The sequence below is a fragment of the Curtobacterium sp. SL109 genome (assembly GCF_026672405.1).
Lineage (GTDB): Bacteria > Actinomycetota > Actinomycetes > Actinomycetales > Microbacteriaceae > Curtobacterium.
Map to the genome: position 1 here is coordinate 1,832,328 of NZ_JAPPRB010000002.1, position 19,493 is coordinate 1,851,820.

The 19,493-nt window shown below is 71.8% G+C and carries 17 protein-coding genes; all 17 read left to right on the forward strand.

Annotated features, from left to right (window positions below; translation table 11 throughout):
* Positions 1–67: 67 nt before the first annotated feature.
* The 17 genes from OVA28_RS10210 (at position 68) to OVA28_RS10290 (ending at position 19,360) form a co-directional block, all read left to right on the forward strand.
* On the forward strand, positions 68–946 hold the full coding sequence (locus tag OVA28_RS10210) for a ParA family protein (RefSeq protein WP_268096849.1): 879 nt from the start codon (positions 68–70) through the stop codon (positions 944–946).
* The gene (locus OVA28_RS10215) at positions 930–1,790 is read left to right on the forward strand and encodes a segregation and condensation protein A (protein ID WP_442780780.1); all 861 of its coding nucleotides are present in this window, start codon (positions 930–932) and stop codon (positions 1,788–1,790) included. The genes OVA28_RS10210 and OVA28_RS10215 overlap by 17 nt, the downstream gene beginning before the upstream one ends.
* A complete protein-coding gene (scpB, locus tag OVA28_RS10220; protein ID WP_194663221.1) occupies positions 1,780–2,520 on the forward strand; it encodes an SMC-Scp complex subunit ScpB in 741 nt (246 codons plus the stop codon). The genes OVA28_RS10215 and scpB overlap by 11 nt, the downstream gene beginning before the upstream one ends.
* A gap of 1,342 nt (positions 2,521–3,862) precedes the next feature.
* Positions 3,863–4,648 carry a pseudouridine synthase gene (locus tag OVA28_RS10225; RefSeq protein ID WP_194663264.1) on the forward strand — a complete coding sequence of 262 codons (786 nt, stop codon included), beginning with the start codon at positions 3,863–3,865 and terminating at the stop codon, positions 4,646–4,648.
* Positions 4,649–4,713: 65 nt separating this feature from the next.
* Positions 4,714–5,838: a prephenate dehydrogenase gene (locus tag OVA28_RS10230; protein ID WP_268096850.1), complete on the forward strand. Its 1,125-nt coding sequence runs from the start codon at positions 4,714–4,716 to the stop codon at positions 5,836–5,838.
* Positions 5,839–5,996: 158 nt separating this feature from the next.
* Complete coding sequence (gene cmk / locus OVA28_RS10235) at positions 5,997–6,692, forward strand: (d)CMP kinase (RefSeq protein WP_268098191.1); 696 nt, start codon at positions 5,997–5,999, stop codon at positions 6,690–6,692.
* 41 nt (positions 6,693–6,733) lie between these two features.
* Complete coding sequence (gene der / locus OVA28_RS10240; protein ID WP_268096851.1) at positions 6,734–8,260, forward strand: ribosome biogenesis GTPase Der; 1,527 nt, start codon at positions 6,734–6,736, stop codon at positions 8,258–8,260.
* A 147-nt stretch (positions 8,261–8,407) separates the two neighbouring features.
* Positions 8,408–8,977 carry a hypothetical protein gene (locus OVA28_RS10245; protein WP_268096852.1) on the forward strand — a complete coding sequence of 190 codons (570 nt, stop codon included), beginning with the start codon at positions 8,408–8,410 and terminating at the stop codon, positions 8,975–8,977.
* On the forward strand, positions 8,974–9,489 hold the full coding sequence (locus OVA28_RS10250; protein ID WP_268096853.1) for a hypothetical protein: 516 nt from the start codon (positions 8,974–8,976) through the stop codon (positions 9,487–9,489). Before OVA28_RS10245 ends, OVA28_RS10250 begins: the two co-directional genes overlap by 4 nt.
* Before the next feature lie 9 nt (positions 9,490–9,498).
* Positions 9,499–9,825 carry a hypothetical protein gene (locus OVA28_RS10255; protein ID WP_268096854.1) on the forward strand — a complete coding sequence of 109 codons (327 nt, stop codon included), beginning with the start codon at positions 9,499–9,501 and terminating at the stop codon, positions 9,823–9,825.
* A 113-nt stretch (positions 9,826–9,938) separates the two neighbouring features.
* Positions 9,939–10,814: an oxidoreductase gene (locus tag OVA28_RS10260; RefSeq protein WP_268096855.1), complete on the forward strand. Its 876-nt coding sequence runs from the start codon at positions 9,939–9,941 to the stop codon at positions 10,812–10,814.
* 152 nt (positions 10,815–10,966) lie between these two features.
* Positions 10,967–15,463 carry an FtsK/SpoIIIE domain-containing protein gene (locus tag OVA28_RS10265; protein WP_268096856.1) on the forward strand — a complete coding sequence of 1,499 codons (4,497 nt, stop codon included), beginning with the start codon at positions 10,967–10,969 and terminating at the stop codon, positions 15,461–15,463.
* A 50-nt stretch (positions 15,464–15,513) separates the two neighbouring features.
* Positions 15,514–15,810, forward strand: coding sequence for a WXG100 family type VII secretion target (locus OVA28_RS10270; protein ID WP_071270879.1), 297 nt, complete (start codon positions 15,514–15,516; stop codon positions 15,808–15,810).
* Positions 15,811–15,875: 65 nt separating this feature from the next.
* Positions 15,876–16,427: a hypothetical protein gene (locus OVA28_RS10275; RefSeq protein ID WP_194663211.1), complete on the forward strand. Its 552-nt coding sequence runs from the start codon at positions 15,876–15,878 to the stop codon at positions 16,425–16,427.
* Positions 16,424–17,308 (forward strand): hypothetical protein, encoded by an 885-nt coding sequence (locus OVA28_RS10280; protein ID WP_268096857.1) that lies wholly within the window; start codon positions 16,424–16,426, stop codon positions 17,306–17,308. Before OVA28_RS10275 ends, OVA28_RS10280 begins: the two co-directional genes overlap by 4 nt.
* A complete protein-coding gene (locus tag OVA28_RS10285; protein WP_268096858.1) occupies positions 17,301–18,824 on the forward strand; it encodes a hypothetical protein in 1,524 nt (507 codons plus the stop codon). Before OVA28_RS10280 ends, OVA28_RS10285 begins: the two co-directional genes overlap by 8 nt.
* A gap of 74 nt (positions 18,825–18,898) precedes the next feature.
* Complete coding sequence (locus OVA28_RS10290) at positions 18,899–19,360, forward strand: hypothetical protein (protein WP_268096859.1); 462 nt, start codon at positions 18,899–18,901, stop codon at positions 19,358–19,360.
* Positions 19,361–19,493: the final 133 nt, after the last annotated feature.

Consider the following 19,493-nt stretch of genomic DNA (forward strand, 5'->3'; position numbering starts at 1 on the left):
AGGCAGGCGTGGCGCGGCACGGCGGTGCGGGCCCGGTCTCGGCGTGGTGCGCCGGTACGATGACCAGGTGAGCACCAACCCGACGCCCCAGTCCGGCACCGGCGAGACCACCTACGGTCCGACCGGCCGGCCCGTTCGGGCGTTCCCCATCCCCGAGGAGCTCGACGGCCACGGTCCGGCCCGCATCATCGCCCTGTGCAACCAGAAGGGCGGGGTGGGCAAGACCACCACGACCATCAACCTCGGCGCCGCGCTCGCGGAGTACGGCCGCAAGGTCCTCGCCGTCGACTTCGACCCGCAGGGCGCCCTGTCCGCGGGCCTCGGCGTGCGCACCCACGACATCCCGACGGTCTACGACCTGCTGATGGGCTCGATCAAGGACCCGAACCAGGTCATCCAGCCGACGAACACCCCGTACCTCGACGTGATCCCGGCGAACATCGACCTGTCGGCCGCCGAGGTCCACCTGGTCAACGAGGTCGCCCGTGAGCAGATCCTGGCCAGCGTCCTGCGCAAGGTCGCCGGGGACTACGACGTCATCCTCGTGGACTGCCAGCCGTCGCTCGGCCTCCTCACCGTGAACGCGCTCACCGCAGCGCACGGCGTGCTCATCCCGCTCGAGTGCGAGTTCTTCGCGCTGCGCGGCGTCGCCCTGCTCATCGAGACGATCGACAAGGTGCGCGACCGACTGAACCCCGCCCTGCAGCTCGATGGCATCCTCGCCACCATGTACGACTCGCGGACGCTGCACTCCCGCGAGGTCATGGAGCGCGTCGTCGACACCTTCGACGACCGCGTGCTCGACACCGTCATCTCCCGCACCGTGAAGTTCCCCGACGCCACCGTGTCCGCGCGTCCCATCACGCAGACCGCGCCGGACCACGCCGCGGCGCACTCGTACCGGCAGCTCGCACGGGAGCTCGTCCAGCGTGGCGCCGTCGCCTGACCCCGCTGCCGCTGGCACCCCTCCTGCCGACGCCGCTCCCGCTGCCGGCCAGGGCTTCCGCGTCCGCCTGCGGAACTTCGACGGGCCGTTCGACCTCCTGCTCTCGCTCATCACCAAGCACGAGCTGGACATCACCGAGGTCGCCCTCGGCGTCGTCACGGGCGAGTTCATCGCGTACGTGCGCCAGGCCGAGTCGGTCGACGAACTCGACGAGGCGAGCGAGTTCCTCGTCGTCGCCGCGACCCTGCTCGACCTGAAGATCGCCGGGCTCCTGCCCCAGGGCGAGCTCGTCGACGCCGAGGACGTCGCCCTCCTCGAGGCCAGGGACCTGCTCTTCGCCCGGCTCCTGCAGTACCGCGCGTTCAAGCAGGCCGCCGACTGGTTCGGCACGCGCTGGGGCACCGAGTCGCGCCGGCACGCGCGGAGCGTCCGGCTCGAGGAACGGTTCCGCGCCCGCACCCCCGAGCTCGTCTGGACCCTGACGGCGCAGGACTTCGCCGCGCTCGCCACGTTGGCCTTCGCCCCGCGGGAGATCCCCACGGTCGGCCTGGACCACCTGCACGCCCCGCTCGTGAGCATCCGCGAGCAAGCGGCGGTCGTCGTGTCGATCCTCCGGACCCGCGCCGAGTCGGGCGATCCGGACGTCGCGTTCCGGGAACTGGTCGCCGGGGTCGACACGGCGGGTATCGTTGTGGCTCGTTTCCTCGCGATCCTCGAGCTGTACCGCACGGCGTCGATCACCTTCGAGCAGGACGAACCGCTGGGGGAGCTCACCCTGCGGTGGACCGCGGAGCACTGGACCGACGAGAGCCTCGCCAATCTTGGAGCCGACTATGACGGATGACGTGCACGACGTCTCGAGCGCCGAACCGGGCGGGGCGGACGAGCTCGCCGACGCACGGGCGATCGAGCAGTCGATGCGCGCGCACGCGGCGGCGGGACACGACGACGACGCCGAGGCCCGGGTCGTCGCCGATGTCGCCAGCGTGGCCGATGTGGCCGACGTCGCCGTCGACCGTCAGCTCGAGGCCATCCTGATGATCGCCGACGAACCCCAGTCGCTCGTCGCGCTCGGCACCGCGGTCGGAGCACCCGTCCCCGTCGTGCGCCAGGCCGTCGAACGGCTGGTCGCGGACTTCGACGGCGTCGACGGCACCGTCCGCCGCGGGTTCGAACTCCGCGAGGTCGGTGGCGGCTGGCGCTTCTACGTCCGCGCGGACCTCGACGACGTCGTCGAGCAGTTCGTGGAGGCCGAGCGGCCGTCCCGCCTGTCGCAGGCCGCGCTCGAGACGCTCGCCGTCGTCGCCTACAAGCAGCCGATCACGCGCTCCCAGATCGCGTCGATCCGCGCCGTCAACGTCGACGGCGTCGTCCGCACCCTCGTGGCCCGCGGTCTCATCGAGGAGTCGTTCACCGACTCCGAGACCGGAGCCATCAACTACGTCACATCCGACCTGCTCCTGCAGCAGCTCGGCATCAACTCGCTCGAGGAACTGCCGCTCATCTCGCCCCTCCTGGAGGACGGCGTCGACGGCTTCGAGCAGAACGAAGGGATCCCCGATGGCCGCGTATGAGGACAGACGAGACGACGGCCGGTCCGGCGGACGCCCAGACCGGTCAGGAGGCTCGGACCGCGCAGGTGGACCGGGTCGCGCTGGTGGGGCTGGTCGCTCCGGCGGTGCCGGTCGTGACGGCGGTGCCGGTCGCTCCGGGTACGGCTCTGACCGTGGCGGTTCTGACCGTGGGGGGTACGGCGGCCGTTCCGGCGCTCCTGCCGGTCGGTCCGGCTCGGACCGTGGTGGTTCGGGTGGGTCCGACCGCGGTGGCTCGGACCGTGGTGGGTACGGCGGCCGTTCCGGCGCTCCTGCCGGTCGGTCCGGTGGGTACGGCTCGGACCGTGGTGGCGCGGACCGTGGTGGGTACGGCGGGCGTTCCGGCGCCCCCGGCCAGCGGGACGACCGCGGCGGACAGCGCGACGACCGCGGGTACGGCCGTCGTGACGACCGCCCGCAGGGCCGACGCGACGACGACCGTGGGTACCGCCCGCGCCAGGACGACCGCTCCGCTCCCCGTCGGGACGACCGTGGTGCTCCGCGCGGCGACGACCGCGGGTACGGGCGCCGTGACGACGACCGGGGTGCTCCCCGTCGTGACGGTGGCTTCGTCCGCCGTGAGGACGACCGTGGTGGCCGTCGGGACGGTGGCTTCGTCCGCCGTGACGACGACCGTGGCGGCCCCCGCCGTGACGACCGTGGCGCTCCCCGTCGTGACGACCGTGGCGCCGGTGACCGTGGGTTCCAGCGCCGCGACGACGACCGTGGGTACGGCCCCCGTCAGGACGACCGTGGTGCTCCTCGCCGCGACGACCGAGGCGCCGGTGACCGTGGGTTCCCCCGTCGCGACGACGACCGTGGGTACCGTCCGCGCCAGGACGACCGTGGCGCTCCTCGCCGCGACGACCGTGGCGCCCCCCGCCGGGACGACCGTGGCGCCGCCGACCGTGGTGCTCCCCGCCGCGACGACGACCGCGGGTACCGTCCGCGCCAGGACGACCGTGGCGCTCCTCGCCGCGACGACCGCGGAGGCCCGTCCGGTGACCGCCGCTCGGCCCCGACCGGCGACCGTCGGACCGAGCGCCCCCGGTGGAGCTCGTCCGACAAGGACCAGCGCGACCGCCGCGAGGACCGGGACCGCCGCGACGACCGTCGTGGTGCGCCCCGCGAGGGCAGTGACGCCAGCCGCGTCTGGCACAACGGACGCCGCTACGTCGGCGGCACGGCCACGGTCCGCAACAAGGCGACGACCCCGCGACCCGCAGGGCAGCGCGACGACCACGGCGCGCCGCTCGAGGGCACCCCGGAACGCCCGATCATCCCGGAGTGGGACGCCGACGGCGCCGCTGCGGCCCCCGAGCAGCTGCAGCCCGAGGGTGAGCGCCTGCAGAAGGTCATCGCCGCCGCTGGTGTCGCGTCCCGTCGTGTCGCCGAGAACCTGATCGCCGAGGGCCGCGTGTCGGTCAACGGCGAGGTCGTCGAGGCACTCGGTCGTCGTGTCGACGCCGAGAAGGACGAGATCACCGTCGACGGCGTCCCCGTGCAGGTCGACACCTCGCGCCGGTACGTCCTGCTGAACAAGCCGACGGGCGTCGTGTCGAGCATGCTCGACGAGCGCGGCCGCCCGGACCTGTCGCAGTACGTCGACAAGTACGAGGAGCGGCTGTTCAACGTCGGGCGGCTCGACGCCGAGACCGCGGGCCTGCTGCTGCTGACGAACGACGGCGCGCTCGCCCACGTGCTCGCGCACCCGTCGTTCGGCGTCGCGAAGACCTACGTCGCGAAGGTCGCGGGCAACGTGAACCCGGCGACCGTGCAGCAGCTGCTCGACGGCGTGGACCTGGAGGACGGCCGGATCGCCGCCGACAAGGTCCGTCTGCTCGAGTCGTCGCGGGGGGAGTCCCTCCTCGAGCTGACCCTCCACTCCGGCCGCAACCGGATCGTCCGGCGCATGTTCGACGCCGTCGACCACCCGGTGCTCGAGCTCGTGCGACGCTCGTTCGGTCCGCTCCACCTCGGCACCCTGCCGAGCGGCCGGACCCGCGAGCTGAGCGGTGTCGAGCTCGGCGGACTGCTCGGCATCGCCCGCAGCGCCGGTGCGGACGCACGCTCCGGCCCGGACTCCTCCGAGGAGGACACGACCGACTGACCGACGGTCGACCCACGACCGAGGCCGGGCGCTGTGCGTCCGGCCTCGGTCGGTAGGCTTGCCGCGTGACCACGCCCACCCCGCACGACCCGACCCCTGAGGTCGACCGCCGTCTGCGGGGACCCGTCCGGATCGTCGGCACCGGTCTGTTCGGCGCGTCGATCGGCCTCGGCCTCCGGCAGCAGGGCGTCGACGTCATCCTCGACGACGTCTCCCCGGCGGCGCTGGCGCTCGCCGTCGACTACGGCGCCGGTCGTCGCCCGACGGAGCACGACGCCCCCGAACTCGTCGTCGTCGCGGTCCCGCCGGACGTCACGGCGCAGGTCGTCGCCCGCGAGCTGACCGCCCACCCCGAGGCCGTCGTGACCGACGTCGCCAGCGTGAAGTCGGTCCCGCTCGAGCGGCTGCGGGCCGCCGGTGCCGACGTCTCCCGCTACATCGGTTCGCACCCCATGGCCGGCCGCGAGCGCAGCGGTCCCACCGCCGCCCGCGCCGACCTGTTCATCGGTCGGCCCTGGGTCATCGCCGGGCACGACGACATCACGTACCGACGCGCCGCCGTGGTCGAGGCCCTCGCGCTCGACCTCGGTGCGACCGTGGTCCCGATGGAGCCCGGCCCGCACGACCAGGCCGTCGCGATCATGTCCCACGTGCCGCAGCTCGTGTCCACGCTGATGGCGTCCCGACTGCGTGACGCCCCCGAAGCCGCACTGGGCCTGGCCGGCGGCGGCGTGCGTGACGTCACCCGCGTCGCGTCGAGCGACCCCGGACTCTGGGTCCAGATCATCGGTGCGAACGCCGCGCACATCCGGCCCGTGCTGGTCGACCTGCAGGGCGAACTCAGCCGGCTGATCGACGCCCTCGACGACCCGGACGCCCCGGGCGCACCGCGGACGATCGCCGAGACGATGGCGTCGGGCAACCGCGGCGTCGAACGCCTGCCGGGCAAGCACGGCACCACCAGACGGTTCGCCCAGGTCGTCGTGCTCGTCGACGACCGACCCGGGCAGATCGCCGACCTGCTGACCACCATCGGCGAGATCGGCATCAACCTCGAGGACCTGCGCCTCGAGCACTCACCGGGCGCACCGATCGGCATCGTCGAGGTGTCGGTCGTCCCCGAGCAGGAACAGCGGCTCATCGAGGAACTCGAGGGTCGCGGATGGAGGATCGCAGCAGCATGGGCCTGAACGACGACGGACGCACCAACGACTCCGGGATCACCGGCGGGCCCAGCGGCCCCGACACCGGTCTCCCCACCCCCGGCGACCAGCCGGGCCCGGTGACCGGACCCTCCGGCGGCACCGACGGGCTGGGCGGCGGCGAGCCGGGCCTGACCCGCGACCCGATGCCTGCCGGGCTGGCGGACGGCGCCTACGTGGCGAAGTTCGTCATCGCCGTGGACGGTCCCGCCGGCAGCGGCAAGTCGAGCGTCTCCCGCGCCGCTGCCCGCCTGCTCGGCTTCGGGTACCAGGACACCGGCGCCGCCTACCGTGCGCTGGCGTGGCACGCGCTCCAGCAGCAGGTCGACCTCGACGACCCCGCGGCCGTCCTGGCGAGCTGGGACACCTTCGACTACACGATCGGCACCGACCCCGACGCCTACTTCGTCCGCGTCGGCGACACCGACGTGACCGAGGCCATCCGCACCCCGGACGTGACCGCCGCGGTGGCGCACATCGCCAAGCTCCCGGAGGTCCGCACACGCCTGGTGCAGCTCTTCCGGACCATCATGCGCACGACCGACGCCAAGGGCATCATCACCGAGGGCCGCGACATCACGACCGTCGTCGCACCCGACGCCGAGGTCCGCATCCTGCTGACCGCCGACGAACAGGTTAGGATGGCACGGCGCTCGGCAGAGGTCTCGACCCAGTCGGCCGCCGACACCTCGGCAGCACTCGCCCGACGAGACGCCGCCGACGCGAAGGTCGTCGACTTCATGAACGCCGCGGACGGCGTCACGACGCTCGACTCCACCGACCTCGACTTCGACCAGACCGTCCAGGCGGTCGTCGACCTGGCCCGTACGGCCGGACACTGACACACACACGCGACCACAGGGTCGCCGGCAAGGAACCCACCATGGCGCAACCGGACAACGGACCAGAGCACGACGACTTCCCGGAGTACGACGAGTCACTGGGCGACCGACTCGCGAGCCTCGACGAGTCCGAGGCCGAGCAGCGGGCGACCGCGCTCCGCGCCGGGCTCGAGGACTACGACCTCGACGCGGAAGACGTCGCGCTCCTCGAGACCGCGCAGCTCGGCCCGGACGGCATCGCGTACCTGCCGGCGCTGCCCGTGCTGGCGATCGTCGGCCGGCCGAACGTCGGCAAGTCGGCGCTCGTGAACCGCATCCTCGGTCGCCGAGAGGCCGTCGTGCAGGACGTCCCCGGTGTCACGCGTGACCGCGTCAGCTACAAAGCCGAGTGGAACGACCGGCGCTTCACCCTCGTCGACACCGGCGGGTGGGAGCCGGACGCCAAGGGCATCAACGCCTCGGTGGCGCTCCAGGCCGAGGTCGCCATCGACCTCGCCGACGCCGTCCTGTTCGTGGTCGACGTGACGGTCGGCATCACCGCGACCGACGAGCACGTCGTGAAGATGCTCCGCGGCACGGACAAGCCCGTCATCGTCGTGGCGAACAAGTCCGACGACGAGCGTCGCGACCTCGACGCCTTCGAGCTGTGGAACCTCGGGCTCGGCGAACCGCATCCCGTGTCGGCGCTGCACGGCCGTGGTGTCGCGGACCTCCTCGACCTCATCATCTCGACGCTGCCGGAGATCTCCGCCGTCGCCAAGCAGGAGCTCGGCGGCCCGCGTCGTGTCGCGATCCTCGGTCGACCGAACGTCGGCAAGAGCTCACTGCTCAACAAGGCCGCCGGTGAAGAGCGCGTCGTCGTCAACGAGCTCGCCGGCACCACCCGCGACCCGGTGGACGAGCAGGTCGAACTCGGCGGCCGCGTCTGGCGCTTCGTCGACACCGCCGGCATCCGCAAGCGCGTGCACCTGCAGCAGGGCGCCGACTTCTACGCCTCGCTCCGCACCACCGCCGCGCTCGAGAAGGCCGAGGTCGCCGTCGTCGTCCTCGACGTCACCGAGCCGGTCTCCGTGCAGGACCTCCGCATCATCGACCTGGTCCTCGAGTCCGGTCGTGCCCTCGTCCTGGCCTACAACAAGTGGGACCTCCTCGACGACGAGCGCCGGCGCTACCTCGAGCGCGAGATCGAGCAGGACCTCGCGCACGTCGCCTGGGCCCCGCGCGTGAACATCTCGGCGCGCACCGGTCGGCACCTCGAACGCCTCGTCCCGGCCCTCGAGACCGCGCTCGAGTCGTGGGACACCCGCATCCCGACCGGCAAGGTCAACGCCTTCATCGCCGAGCTCGTGCAGGAGCACCCGCACCCGGTGCGCGGTGGCCGCCAGCCCCGGATCCTGTTCGGCACGCAGGCAGCCAGCCAGCCGCCGACGTTCGTGCTCTTCACGACCCAGTTCCTCGACCCGCAGTACCGCCGGTTCATCACGCGGCGTCTGCGCGAGGTCTGGGGCTTCGCCGGCACGCCGATCACCGTGAACATGCGTGTCCGCGAGCGCCGGAAGCGCACCTGATCCGAACCAGCACGACAGACGGCCGCCGGGGCGATGCCCCCGGCGGCCGTCGTCGTTCCCAGGACCCGCTCGTCCCCGGGAGCCGCTCGTCCCCGGGACCGTCGGCGGGCCCTCGCCGTCGTCCCCCGTCCGGCGTACGATCCGTGCATGTCACCCCTGTCGGGCTCCGCGCGCGCCGGACGGATCGCAGGTGGTCTGAGCGTCCTCGCCGGCGTGGTCGCCGTCGCCGTGCTGCTGTCGCTCCCGGTCCCGACCGGCCGGTCCACCCCGGAGCCCCTCGTGCGGGACACCACGTCGGCGGCACCCACGCTGCCCCCGGTGGACAAGCCCTGGTACCGCACCGGCCTGCCCGTCGAGGGCGAGATCGTGCCGATCGGCGCCCGTACGACCGGACGGGTCGAGGTCGTCCGGTCCGGCGAGCGGAGCGTCCGGGTGACGATCACCGACTTCGCCACCGACCTGACCACGGCCGACATCCGCGTGCAGCTGACCGCCGGCGACGTCATCGCCGGTCGGCGCGGCGCACGCTGGGTGCCGGACGGCAACCCGGTCGAGGTCGGCGTCGTCCCGCACGGCGCGACGACCGCCGTGATCGAGGTCACCATCCCGCAGATCCTGCCGGACCCGGTGCACTCGCTCGTCGTCCTCGACTGGAACACCACCACGATCATGGGTGGTGCGGAACTGCTCCCCGCATACGGCACGATGGTCGGGTGACGCTGCCTTCCCTCGCCGACCGGGTGTGGTGCCGGCTGCGGCTCGACCGTCTCGCCGGCGGACGTCAGGCGGGCTACGTCATCCGGCAGGACATGCTCGCGCACCCGGACACCGTGCGCTCGTTCCGGTGGATCCGCTGGCTGCTCGTCGCGGAGACCGTCGTGGGCCTGGCGGCGATCGTGATCGCCGTCGTGCTCACCCACCTCGGCCAGACGGTGCCGTGGGCAGTGTGGTTCCGTGCGACCGTCGTGCTGCTCATCACCCTGACGCTCTACGTCTTCGCCTGGCGGGCGCAGCTCGGCTACTACTGGGCGTACCAGCGGCTCCGCCTGTTCAGCCGCGTCTTCCCGATCGTGACGCTCATCATCGCGGCGATCCCCGGGCTCTACCCGTTCTGGATGGTCGTCGAGCAGATCCTGTTCTCGGTCCTGATGGTCGGGATCGGTGACGTGCTCACCTCCGACCACATGCGCTCCACGTTCCCGAAGCCCGTCCGCCGACCCGCTCCGTAGGATCGCTCCATGGTGATCCTCGGCGGTGCGCGGTTCGACCCGGACGACCTCCCGCGGTTCGCGGGCGAGTTGACCGCGCGGGTGTTCGGCGGCGCACGGGTCCCGACCCTCGACGAGCCGGACGTCGTCGCCGCGATCGCGCTGCTGGCGGAGTCCGGTGGGGGAGCGGTCGACCCGGACGAGTTCGACCCCGCCGAGCTCCTGGCGTACGTCCTGGGCATCGTCGCCGCCGAGACGTCCCTGCCCACTGGAGCACTGCTGGAGCCCGTCGACCTCGACGTGCGCCGTGGACGGGTCGAGGACGCCGTCCGCCGCGTCGTCGGACACCGCGCCTGACGCCAGCCAGCACCGGCCCGGGGGAACGGATCGGGGCCGAACGGGTCGGGGCCGCTGATCCGAGGACCGACAGGGCCTGCCACGATCAGCGTGGGCGGAGCATCGTGGACACCATGACGAACACGACCCTCCCCGGTGGCACCTTCCGCCTCGCCGACGACCTCGAACTCACCCGCGTCGGGTACGGCGCGATGCAGCTGGCCGGCAAGGGGGTCTTCGGGCCACCGGCCGACCGTGACGAGGCGATCCGCGTCCTCCGCACGGTGGTCGAGCTCGGCATCACGCACATCGACACGTCGGACTACTACGGCCCGCACGTCACGAACGAGATCATCCGCGAGGCCCTCCACCCGTACCCGGCGGACCTCCGCATCGTGACGAAGGTCGGTGCCCGACGCGACGCGAAGGGCGGCTGGCCGAACGCCCGCGAACCGCACGAGCTCGTCGAGCAGGTGCACGGCAACCTCGAGCGGCTCGGCGTGGAGCGGCTCGACGTCGTGAACCTCCGCATGGGTGGCTTCGACGCGCCGCAGCCCGGCTCGATCGCCCCCCAGTTCGAGGCACTCGCCGAGCTCCAGCAGCAGGGCCTGATCAACCACCTCGGCGTCTCGACCGTGACCGCCGAACAGCTCGCCGAAGCGCAGGGCATCGCCCCCGTGGTCTGTGTCCAGAACCTCTACAACCTCGCCCGCCGCGAGGACGACGCCCTCGTCGACCTCACCGCCGAGCAGGGCATCGCGTACGTCCCGTACTTCCCGCTCGGCGGGTTCTCGCCCCTGCAGTCCGAGGCCCTCGACGCGGTCGCAGCCCGCCTGGACGTGCCCCGCCTGACCGTCGCGCTCGGGTGGCTGCTCCAGCGCTCCCCGAACATCCTCCTGATCCCCGGCACCTCGTCGGTGGCCCACCTCCGCGACAACGTCGCGGCAGCCGGCTTCACCCTGCCGGCCGACGCGGTCGCCGAACTCGACGCGATCGGCACCGGCGCGTAGGCGGTACCACGCGGGTCGGCTCGCGCCGACGGCGGACGGGAGGCTCGTGGCGGCGCCGCCACGAGCCTCCCGTCCGGCCTGTGGAGAAGTCCGCAGGCCGTCGGTGCGGTCCTCTACGATGGTCGGCACGGGGGTGACGTGTGAAACTCAAGATGACCATCGCGGACACGGCGGGGACCGAGCAGGACGTCGTCGTCACGGCGGACGTGACGGCGACGATCGGCAGCCTGGCCAACCGGCTCGCCACGGGCAGTCCGGTGGGTGACGTCCCGCTGACGCTGCGCGTGCAGTTCCCGGACCGGCCGCAGGCGCGCCTGCTCAACCCGTCAGCGACCGTGCACGAGTCCTCGTTGCGGTCCGGCTGCCGGGTCGAGATCGTCCCCGCCACGGAACGCCGACGGGGCGACGACGTCGAGGACGCCCCCGCGGCGATCGTGCAGGTGCTCTCCGGACCGGAAGCCGGCCACGAGTACACGCTCACGCACGGCGTGAACCTGATCGGTCGCGACGCCATGGCGCAGGTCTACCTGTCGGGCGACCACGAGGTCTCCCGACGACACGCGTCGGTGATGGTCGGCGACACGATCGAGGTGATCGACCTCAACTCCGCGAACGGCGTCGCGGTGGACGGCCGGCTCGTCGCCCGCGCCTTCGTCGAACCCGGCACGACGATCCAGGTGGGGGAGTCCCGCCTGCGGATCGTGCCGCTCGCGGCACCCGGTGTGCCCGTGGCTCCCGGGTCGGTCGGGGCACCCGCACACGATGCCTTCTCCCGGTCTCCGCGCGTGGAGCCCGCGCACCGCGGCAAGCAGTTCACCCTGCCCGAGATCCCGGTGCCCGGCGAGAAGCCCCGGTTGCCGATCCTGGCGATCCTGGCGCCGATCGTGCTCGGCGCCGTGCTCTTCCTCGTCACGAAGCAGCCGTACACGCTGATCTTCATCGCGCTCTCGCCGGTCATCATGATCGGCACCTGGATCGACCAGCGCGTCCAGGTGAAGCGGCGCAAGCGGGACGAACGCCAGCGGTTCGAGGAGTCGCTCGCCGACACCCGCACCCGCCTCGCCGCCGAGCGCGAGCGCGAGGTCCAGGCCAGGGTCGCCGAGTCTCCGTCGCCGGCGGTCGTGACGGCCGCCATGCGCTCCCGCTCCGAGCTCCTCTGGACGCGCAAGCCCGAGCACACGACCTTCCTCGAGGTCCGGTTCGGTGCCGGCACGCTGCCCTCGCGTGCCACCATCACGGTGCCGTCGAAGAACTCGGGCAGCGTCGACGACTGGAACCGTGCCGAGGACCTCGCCGACGAGTACGCCACCGTCGGCCCGGTCCCCGTCATCGAGACCTTCGAACGTGCTGGCGCCATCGGCGTGGCCGGCACCGGTCTGGCGGCGGACGACGTCGCCCGGTCGCTCGTGGTGCAGCTCGTCGGGCTCCACAGCCCGGCCGACCTCGTCGTCACCGCGTTCGCCGGTGGCACCACCACCGACCAGTGGGGCTGGCTGAAGTGGCTGCCCCACGTCGACTCGCCGTACAGCCCGCTGCGTTCCGGTGGCCTCGTGCGCGACTTCGCGGGGGCGTCCACGCTCCTCGCCGAGCTCGAGGGCCTCGTGGCGACCCGGCGCGACGCCGGCGCCGGCCGTGGTGAGCACGTGCGGTCCCGGCTCGACGAGTCCCGTGCCCTCGACGAGGAGCACGGCGAGTCCGTCGACCGGCTCCCGGCCACCCCGGCGGTGCTCGTCGTCGTCACCGCCGAGGCCCCGGCCGACCGCGCCCGGCTCGTGGCGCTCGCCGAGGAAGGCGCCGACTTCGGGGTCTTCGTGCTCTGGCTCGCGCCGACGCAGCAGGCGCTCCCGGTGGTGTGTCGTACCTACATCACGCTGGACCGGCAGAGCGGCACCGCGACCGTCGGGTTCGTGCGCACCGGCCAGGCCGTCGAGCTCGACGAACTCGACCGCGTCGACCCGCTCGAAGCCGCCACCGTCGCCCGGGCCATCGCCCCGGTGCAGGACACCGGTGCCCGCGTGCTCGACGAGACCGACCTGCCGCACAGCGTGGCCTTCGTCGACCTGTACGAGGGCGACCTCGCCGGCGACCCCGCTGCCGTCGTCAGCCGGTGGTCGAAGAACGACAGCCTCACCGCGGACTGGGTCCCCGGCGCCGGGCGCGAAGCCGGCGGCATCCGGGCCGTCATCGGGCAGGGGCCGAGCGAGCCGCTCGCGCTCGACCTCCGCGCGCAGGGACCGCACGCGCTCGTCGGTGGCACCACGGGGTCCGGCAAGAGCGAGTTCCTGCAGACCTGGATCATGGGCATCGCGGCGGAGTACGCCCCTGACCGCGTGACCTTCCTGCTCGTGGACTACAAGGGCGGTGCCGCGTTCGCCGAGTGTGTCGGGCTGCCGCACACGGTGGGGCTCGTCACCGACCTCAACCCGCACCTGGTGCGGCGTGCGCTGACCTCGCTCCGCGCCGAGCTGCGCTACCGCGAGCACCTGCTGAACGAGCGCGGCGCGAAGGACCTCGTCACGCTCGAACAGCGTGGGGACCCGGCCGCGCCGCCCGCGCTCGTCATCGTGATCGACGAGTTCGCCGCGCTCGCGTCCGAGATCCCGGAGTTCATCGACGGCGTCATCGACGTCGCCCAGCGCGGCCGGTCGCTCGGCCTGCACCTGGTGATGGCGACCCAGCGGCCGAGCGGGGTCATCAAGGACTCGCTCCGCGCCAACACGAACCTCCGCATCGCCCTCCGCGTCGCGGACGAGGTCGACAGCTCCGACGTGCTCGGCGTCCCCGACGCGGCCTGGTTCGACCCGGGCACCCCCGGTCGTGCCGCGGCCAAGACGGGCCCGGGGCGCGTGCTGGACTTCCAGACCGCGTACCTCGGTGGCCGGTCCGACGACGTCGTCGTGCACGAACCCGACGTCGACGTGCAGGACTTCCCGTTCGGCCCGGGCACGATGTGGCCGAGCGCCGTCCGTGCCCCGCGGGACACCACCCGGGCGAAGGACATCGAACGGCTCGCGCACACCATCGCCGCAGCCGCTGACCGTCGCGCGCTGTCGATCCCGCGCAAGCCCTGGCTCGACCAGCTCGGCGAGACCGTCGACCTCGGCACGCTGGCACCCTCCACCGGTGCGGCGCTCGTCATCGGCACGCTCGACATCCCAGAGGACCAGCGCCAGTCGGCGTACGCGGTCGACCTCGACGCCGCGGGCAACGTCGCCGTCATCGGCGCGGGTGGTTCAGGGAAGTCCACTGCCCTCCGCGCCGTGGCGGTCGCCGCGTCCGCCGTGGCCGACCGGCACCCGGTGCAGATCCACGCACTCGACTTCGGCGGAGGCGGGCTGTCCATGCTCGAGGCCCTGCCGACCGTCGGGTCCGTCATCAGCGGGCCGGACGACGAACGCATCACCCGGCTGCTCACCGACCTCGAAGCGACGATCGCCGACCGGTCCACCCGGTTCGCGGCTGCCCGCACGGCGTCCCTGACTGAGTACCGCGCAGTCACCGGCACGGCCGAGCCGCGCATCCTGGTGCTCATCGACGGCATGGGGGCCTTCCGGAACGAGTACGAGTTCCGTCCGGGAACGCTGCAGCTCTTCGACCAGGTGCTGTCCCTGGCGTCGACCGGTCGTTCGCTCGGCATCCACCTCGTGATGGCGGCGGACCGCGTCGGGGCGTTCCCGACGAACCTGCAGGCCAACATCGGCGAACGGATCGTGCTCCGACTCGCGAGCGAGATCGAGTACAACGCCGCGGACGTGCCGGCCGACGTCCTGGACGACGCCGTCCCCGGGCGCGGGCTCGTGGACGAGCACGAACTCCAGGTCGCCGTCCCCGCCGGCAGTGCCGACCTCGTGGTGCAGGCGGCGGCCGTGGAGGCCCTCGCCGCGTCGCTCGTCGACCGTCACGTGCCGCGCACCCCGGAGATCCGCCGGTTGCCGGCCGTGGTCGACGTCGGGACCCTCGGCTCGTCCGTCGGTGGTCGTCCGACGATCGGCCTGGCGGACGACACCCTCGGCGCCGTCGGCATCCCGACCGACGGCCTGTTCGTCGTCACCGGCCCGTTCGGTTCCGGCCGCAGCACGACCATGCGCACCCTCATCGGGTCCGTCACGGCGACGTTCCCCGACCGACCGGCCTACCTGGTCGTCGGGCGGCGCAGCGCGCTCCGGGACGCCGCCGCCTGGGCCGAGCTCGCCACGGACTCCGACTCGGCGGACGCGCTCGCCGGACGCCTCGCCACGGCGCTCGAGTCAGGCGGGGGCACCGGACCGGAGCCGTTCATCGTGATCGAGAACGTCGGCGACTTCGAGGGGCTGCCGGCCGAGTCGCAGGTCGCGCGGCTGATCAAGGCTGCTCGTCGCGCCGGGGTGTTCGTGCTCGCCGAAGCCGACACCGTCACGGCTCCGAGCGCCTGGCAGCTCTTCGGTGAGCTGAAGACCGCCCGCGCCGGCATCGCGCTCCAGCCCGAGGAGACCGACGGTCTGACGCTCTTCCGCACGGCGTTCCCGCGGTGCACGCGGTCGGACTTCCCGCTCGGTCGCGGCTTCATGGTCGACTCCGGTCGGATCACCCGCGTGCAGGTCGCGCTGCCCGCCCAGGGCGGTTCGCATCGCATGGGTGATGAGAGAACCGGTGGTGCTACCGTGTCGTGAGTCGTCGGAGGGGCTGACGACCAGAACCACCAACTGAACGGGGAATCACCATGCCGAACATCAACGTGTCCTACCAGGAGCTCAACGGCAACGCCGACCGGCTGCTCGCAGGGCGTGACGAGATCAACGCGACGCTGTCGAAGCTGCAGGCGCAGATCGCGTCGCTGACGCAGGCGGGGTTCCAGACCGACCGCTCGTCGGGCGCGTACAACGACGCCTACCAGCGCTTCACCTCCGGTGCGCAGAACACCATCGGTGGCCTGAACGACCTGGCCCAGTTCCTCCGCACCACCGCGACCACGCTGGGCGACGTCGACCAGCAGCTCGCGTCGAAGCTCGGCCGCTAGGACTGATCGGGGGGAGGACCGCCGCTCCGGCGGCGGTCCACAGGGGGTGAACTGTGTACGGGGAGATGTCCAACCTGCGGGCGAAGGCCCGAGCACTCCGCGACGACGCCGACGGCCTGCGCTCACGAGCCTCCGCGCTCGTGGCGCAGGCCGAGGCGCTGTCGTCGTCGTCCAAGGCGGTCGAGGGCGTCCGCGCCCGCGTGCGGGAGTCCGGCGCTGAGCTCGGCAAGAAAGCCCAGCTGCTCGACGACGCCGCTGAGGCGCTCGAGGCCCACGCCAAGGCGGTCGACGCCGTGAAGGCGCAGATCGCCGAGGCCGAGCGCATCGCGCGTGACCTCTGGAACCAGGCGTCGAACCTGGTGGCGAACGTCGTGAACACCGTGAAGGACGTCGCGAGCACCGCCGTGAACGGCTTCATGAACGTGCTCGGTGCCGCGATGTCGGGCAACCCGGACCAGATCCAGGTCTCCGTGCACATGGTCGGCGGCCGCGAAGTCTCGAGCTCGCAGGTCTCCAGCGCGCAGTCCTTCATCGCCCAGGTCCCGGCACCGCCTGCATCGGGGTCGAAGGACTGGATCGACGTCCGGAGTGCGGCCAGCCGGAACGGCATCGGATGACGCCCGCACCGGACGCCACGACCGACGTCGTCGAGTGGGACCTGTCGGTCGAGGAACTCCGCGCCGTCCGTGACCACCTGCCGGGGCTCGTCCTGCCGTCGTTCGTGCCCGAGAGCACGTCCGTCGTCGGTGTCGGCGTGGTCGACGCGCTCGTTGCTCGGGGCGTGCTGACGGCGATGCCGACGCCCGCCGCCGAGTCGTGGTCCGAGGACCTCGATGCACCGTTCCTGATGACACTGGCGTTGCAGAACGCCGGGTCGATCGTCATCCAGGTCTCCGCCTGGACGCCGACCTCGACCACCGCGCACTCGACAGTCATCCAGGCCGCTGCTTCGTCGCACCTGACCGTGTGGACCGGTGCCGACCACGGCGACGGACGCGCACGGGTCCGCGGGACGGTCCTCGACCTCGCCTGGCAGACGCTCGCGTCGCTGGTGCCCGAGGCCGAGGTCACCGACCGTGTCCATGGCACCACGACGGTCAGCACCGTCGCGTCGCAGGCCATCGTCGACGCGATCAAGGGTCGCGACGCACGGGTGCTCGACGCCGTCGTCAAGGAACTCCACGTCCCGGCCGACGCGGTCCCGCTGTTCCGTGGGCTCGCCGAGCCGGTGCGGCAGGGGTTCCGCGTGAAGGCCTTCCCGCTGGACGGTGGGCCCGTGTTCGCGGGCAACTGGTTCGGCACCAGCCACGGGTGGCTGCGGATGAGCATCGGACTCGACGCCGCCGCGCGGACCGGCGAGGTCACGCCCGAACGCATCACCGACGCCGGCACGGTCACCGTGACGGCGCAGACCGACGAGGACATCCGCACGGAGTTGCTGAGCCTCGTCGCCGGACTCATCAGGGACAGGGACGTCATCGGGGGCAGCAATGGCTGACGGGCTCAAGGTCGACTTCGCGGAGATCGACCGCATGGTGACGGGGCTGACCAACCTCAACGCCTACGCGCTGCCGCTCGTGCCGAAGGTGGGGGCGTTGTCGGCCGACGGCGACCTGCTCGCGTCGGCGATCCTGTCGCCCGGCACGGCCGTCGCTGCCGAGGGCGCGGTGCTCAGCGCATCGGCGCAGCTCGGCGTGGCGATGGTGACGACCGAGGCGCTCGTGGTCATCACGGCGTCGATCGTGAAGGTCTACGAGGCGGCGGAGACGGCGATCGCTGCCGCTGCTGCTGCGATCGAGGCCAAGGTCGCAGAGGCCGTGGCGGTCACGGCCCGGGTCGTCACGGATGTCGTCCTCGGAGTGCAGACGGTCGTCTACACCGTCACCGCGGTCACGGCCATCGTCAAGCAGGCCATCGACACGGGTCTCGTCAACGACATCGCGGGCATCGCCGGACAGTCGATGCAGCAGGCGCTCAGCACCGCGCTGCAGTCGGATGGCACTCTCGCGCAGCGGCTCATCGTCTTCGCCACCGCCACGGGCAACAACTTCGGCGACAACTTCATGGCAGCGCTGCCGGCGCTGAGCCCGAAGATCGTGGAGGTGGAACAGAACGCCCTCGGTGACCTGCGGGGTTCTGACACCTACGAGAACCTCCTCAGCACCCTCATTGCCGATGGCCATCGCTTCGGGCTCTTCGATGACGGCACGCCGTCGTTCGTCGACCGGGCCATCGACCCAGAGAAGCTGGCCGATCGTCGAGACACGGCGCTGGCCGCGAGCATCGCCCAGACCGGACAGTCGTTGAAGACCGATGCCGACGGCAACATCATCCCGACGGACGTCAGTTCCCTGTTCGCGAGCTCCAGCCAGATCGACAACATGGGCCAGGACGACTTCGCCAACATCCGGATCTTCAAGACCGTCGGCGAGGACGGCATCACGCGGTACACCGTGCAGATCCCGAGTACGCAGAGCTGGGACCCGGCAGCGGGCGCCGCACCGAACGACCTCACCTCTGACGTCATGGCCATGCGATACGGCAACAACACCGCGCTGTCGAAGGGCGTGCTGGACGCGATGGACCGCGCTGGCATCACCGACGAGCCGGTGATGCTCACCGGATTCAGCCTCGGCGGGATCACGGCGGGCGCCGTTGCGGCGGACCCACACGGTTACAACGTGCAGCAGGTCGTCACGGCCGGTTCGCCGATCGGTGCCATGGACATCCCATCGTCGACCCATGTATCGGCCTTCGAGTCGACGAAGGACCCGATCGCCGCGTTGGACGGAGTGCACAACCCGTCATCCTGGACAACTGTCGGGGGAGCCGCACCGACGAAGATCGGTGAAGGCTCGGTGCCGACGATCGCCGACGCGCACGACGCGAACCGGTACGCGGTGATGGCAGGCCAGAACCCCGCGGTGAACAAGGACGGTTCGATCGCACAGTTCCTCGGGGGACCCGGGAACCAGACGACCGTCACCGATTACCAAGTCCGGAGAACCAATTGAGCCCCTCACGTCGACGTCTCGCGCTGATCGCTGCAGCCTTCGTCGTGGTGGGAGCCATCGGAGGGTGCAGCACCGTGGACGATCCAGCCAGCACGGACAAGCCGTCGAGTTCCAGCGCGCGCGGCGGCGGCCAGTCCATCGCGGAGGCACGAACGCAGCTCAAGTCGATCGCGGGTCTCAGCGCGACGTCGATCGAAGTCGACGAGACGGTCTCCGGGCTCAACAAGCACCACCAGGTGCTCGTCAAGGCCACGGCGGACACGTCAGCCGATCTGCCCGCGCTCATCGACCACCTGGCGCAGCTCGGCTGGTCGGTGAACCAGGACGAGCCCGACACCGGTGTGTACGTACGGCTCCAGGTGTCGCCGCAGCCGGTCATCGGCGACATCGCGAAGCAGAACGGCTGGAGCGATGCGGCGTACTCGACGTCGACTGACCGGCTCAAGCAGCTGGTTCTGCTCCCCGAGGCAGCTGTGCGCGCGCGCTTCGGGGACTGGCCGGGCCCAGTACCGTCTGCGAGCGACCTCGGCAGGTGACGGACTGGTGATGGCACCAGCACCGAGGGCGCGGCACCGCTCGATCTCCACGGCACGCGCAGTGGTGGCCGCCGCCTGCCTCCTCAACGTGGCTCTCGTCGCCGGCTGCTCCGAATCGCCACCGGCAGGACCT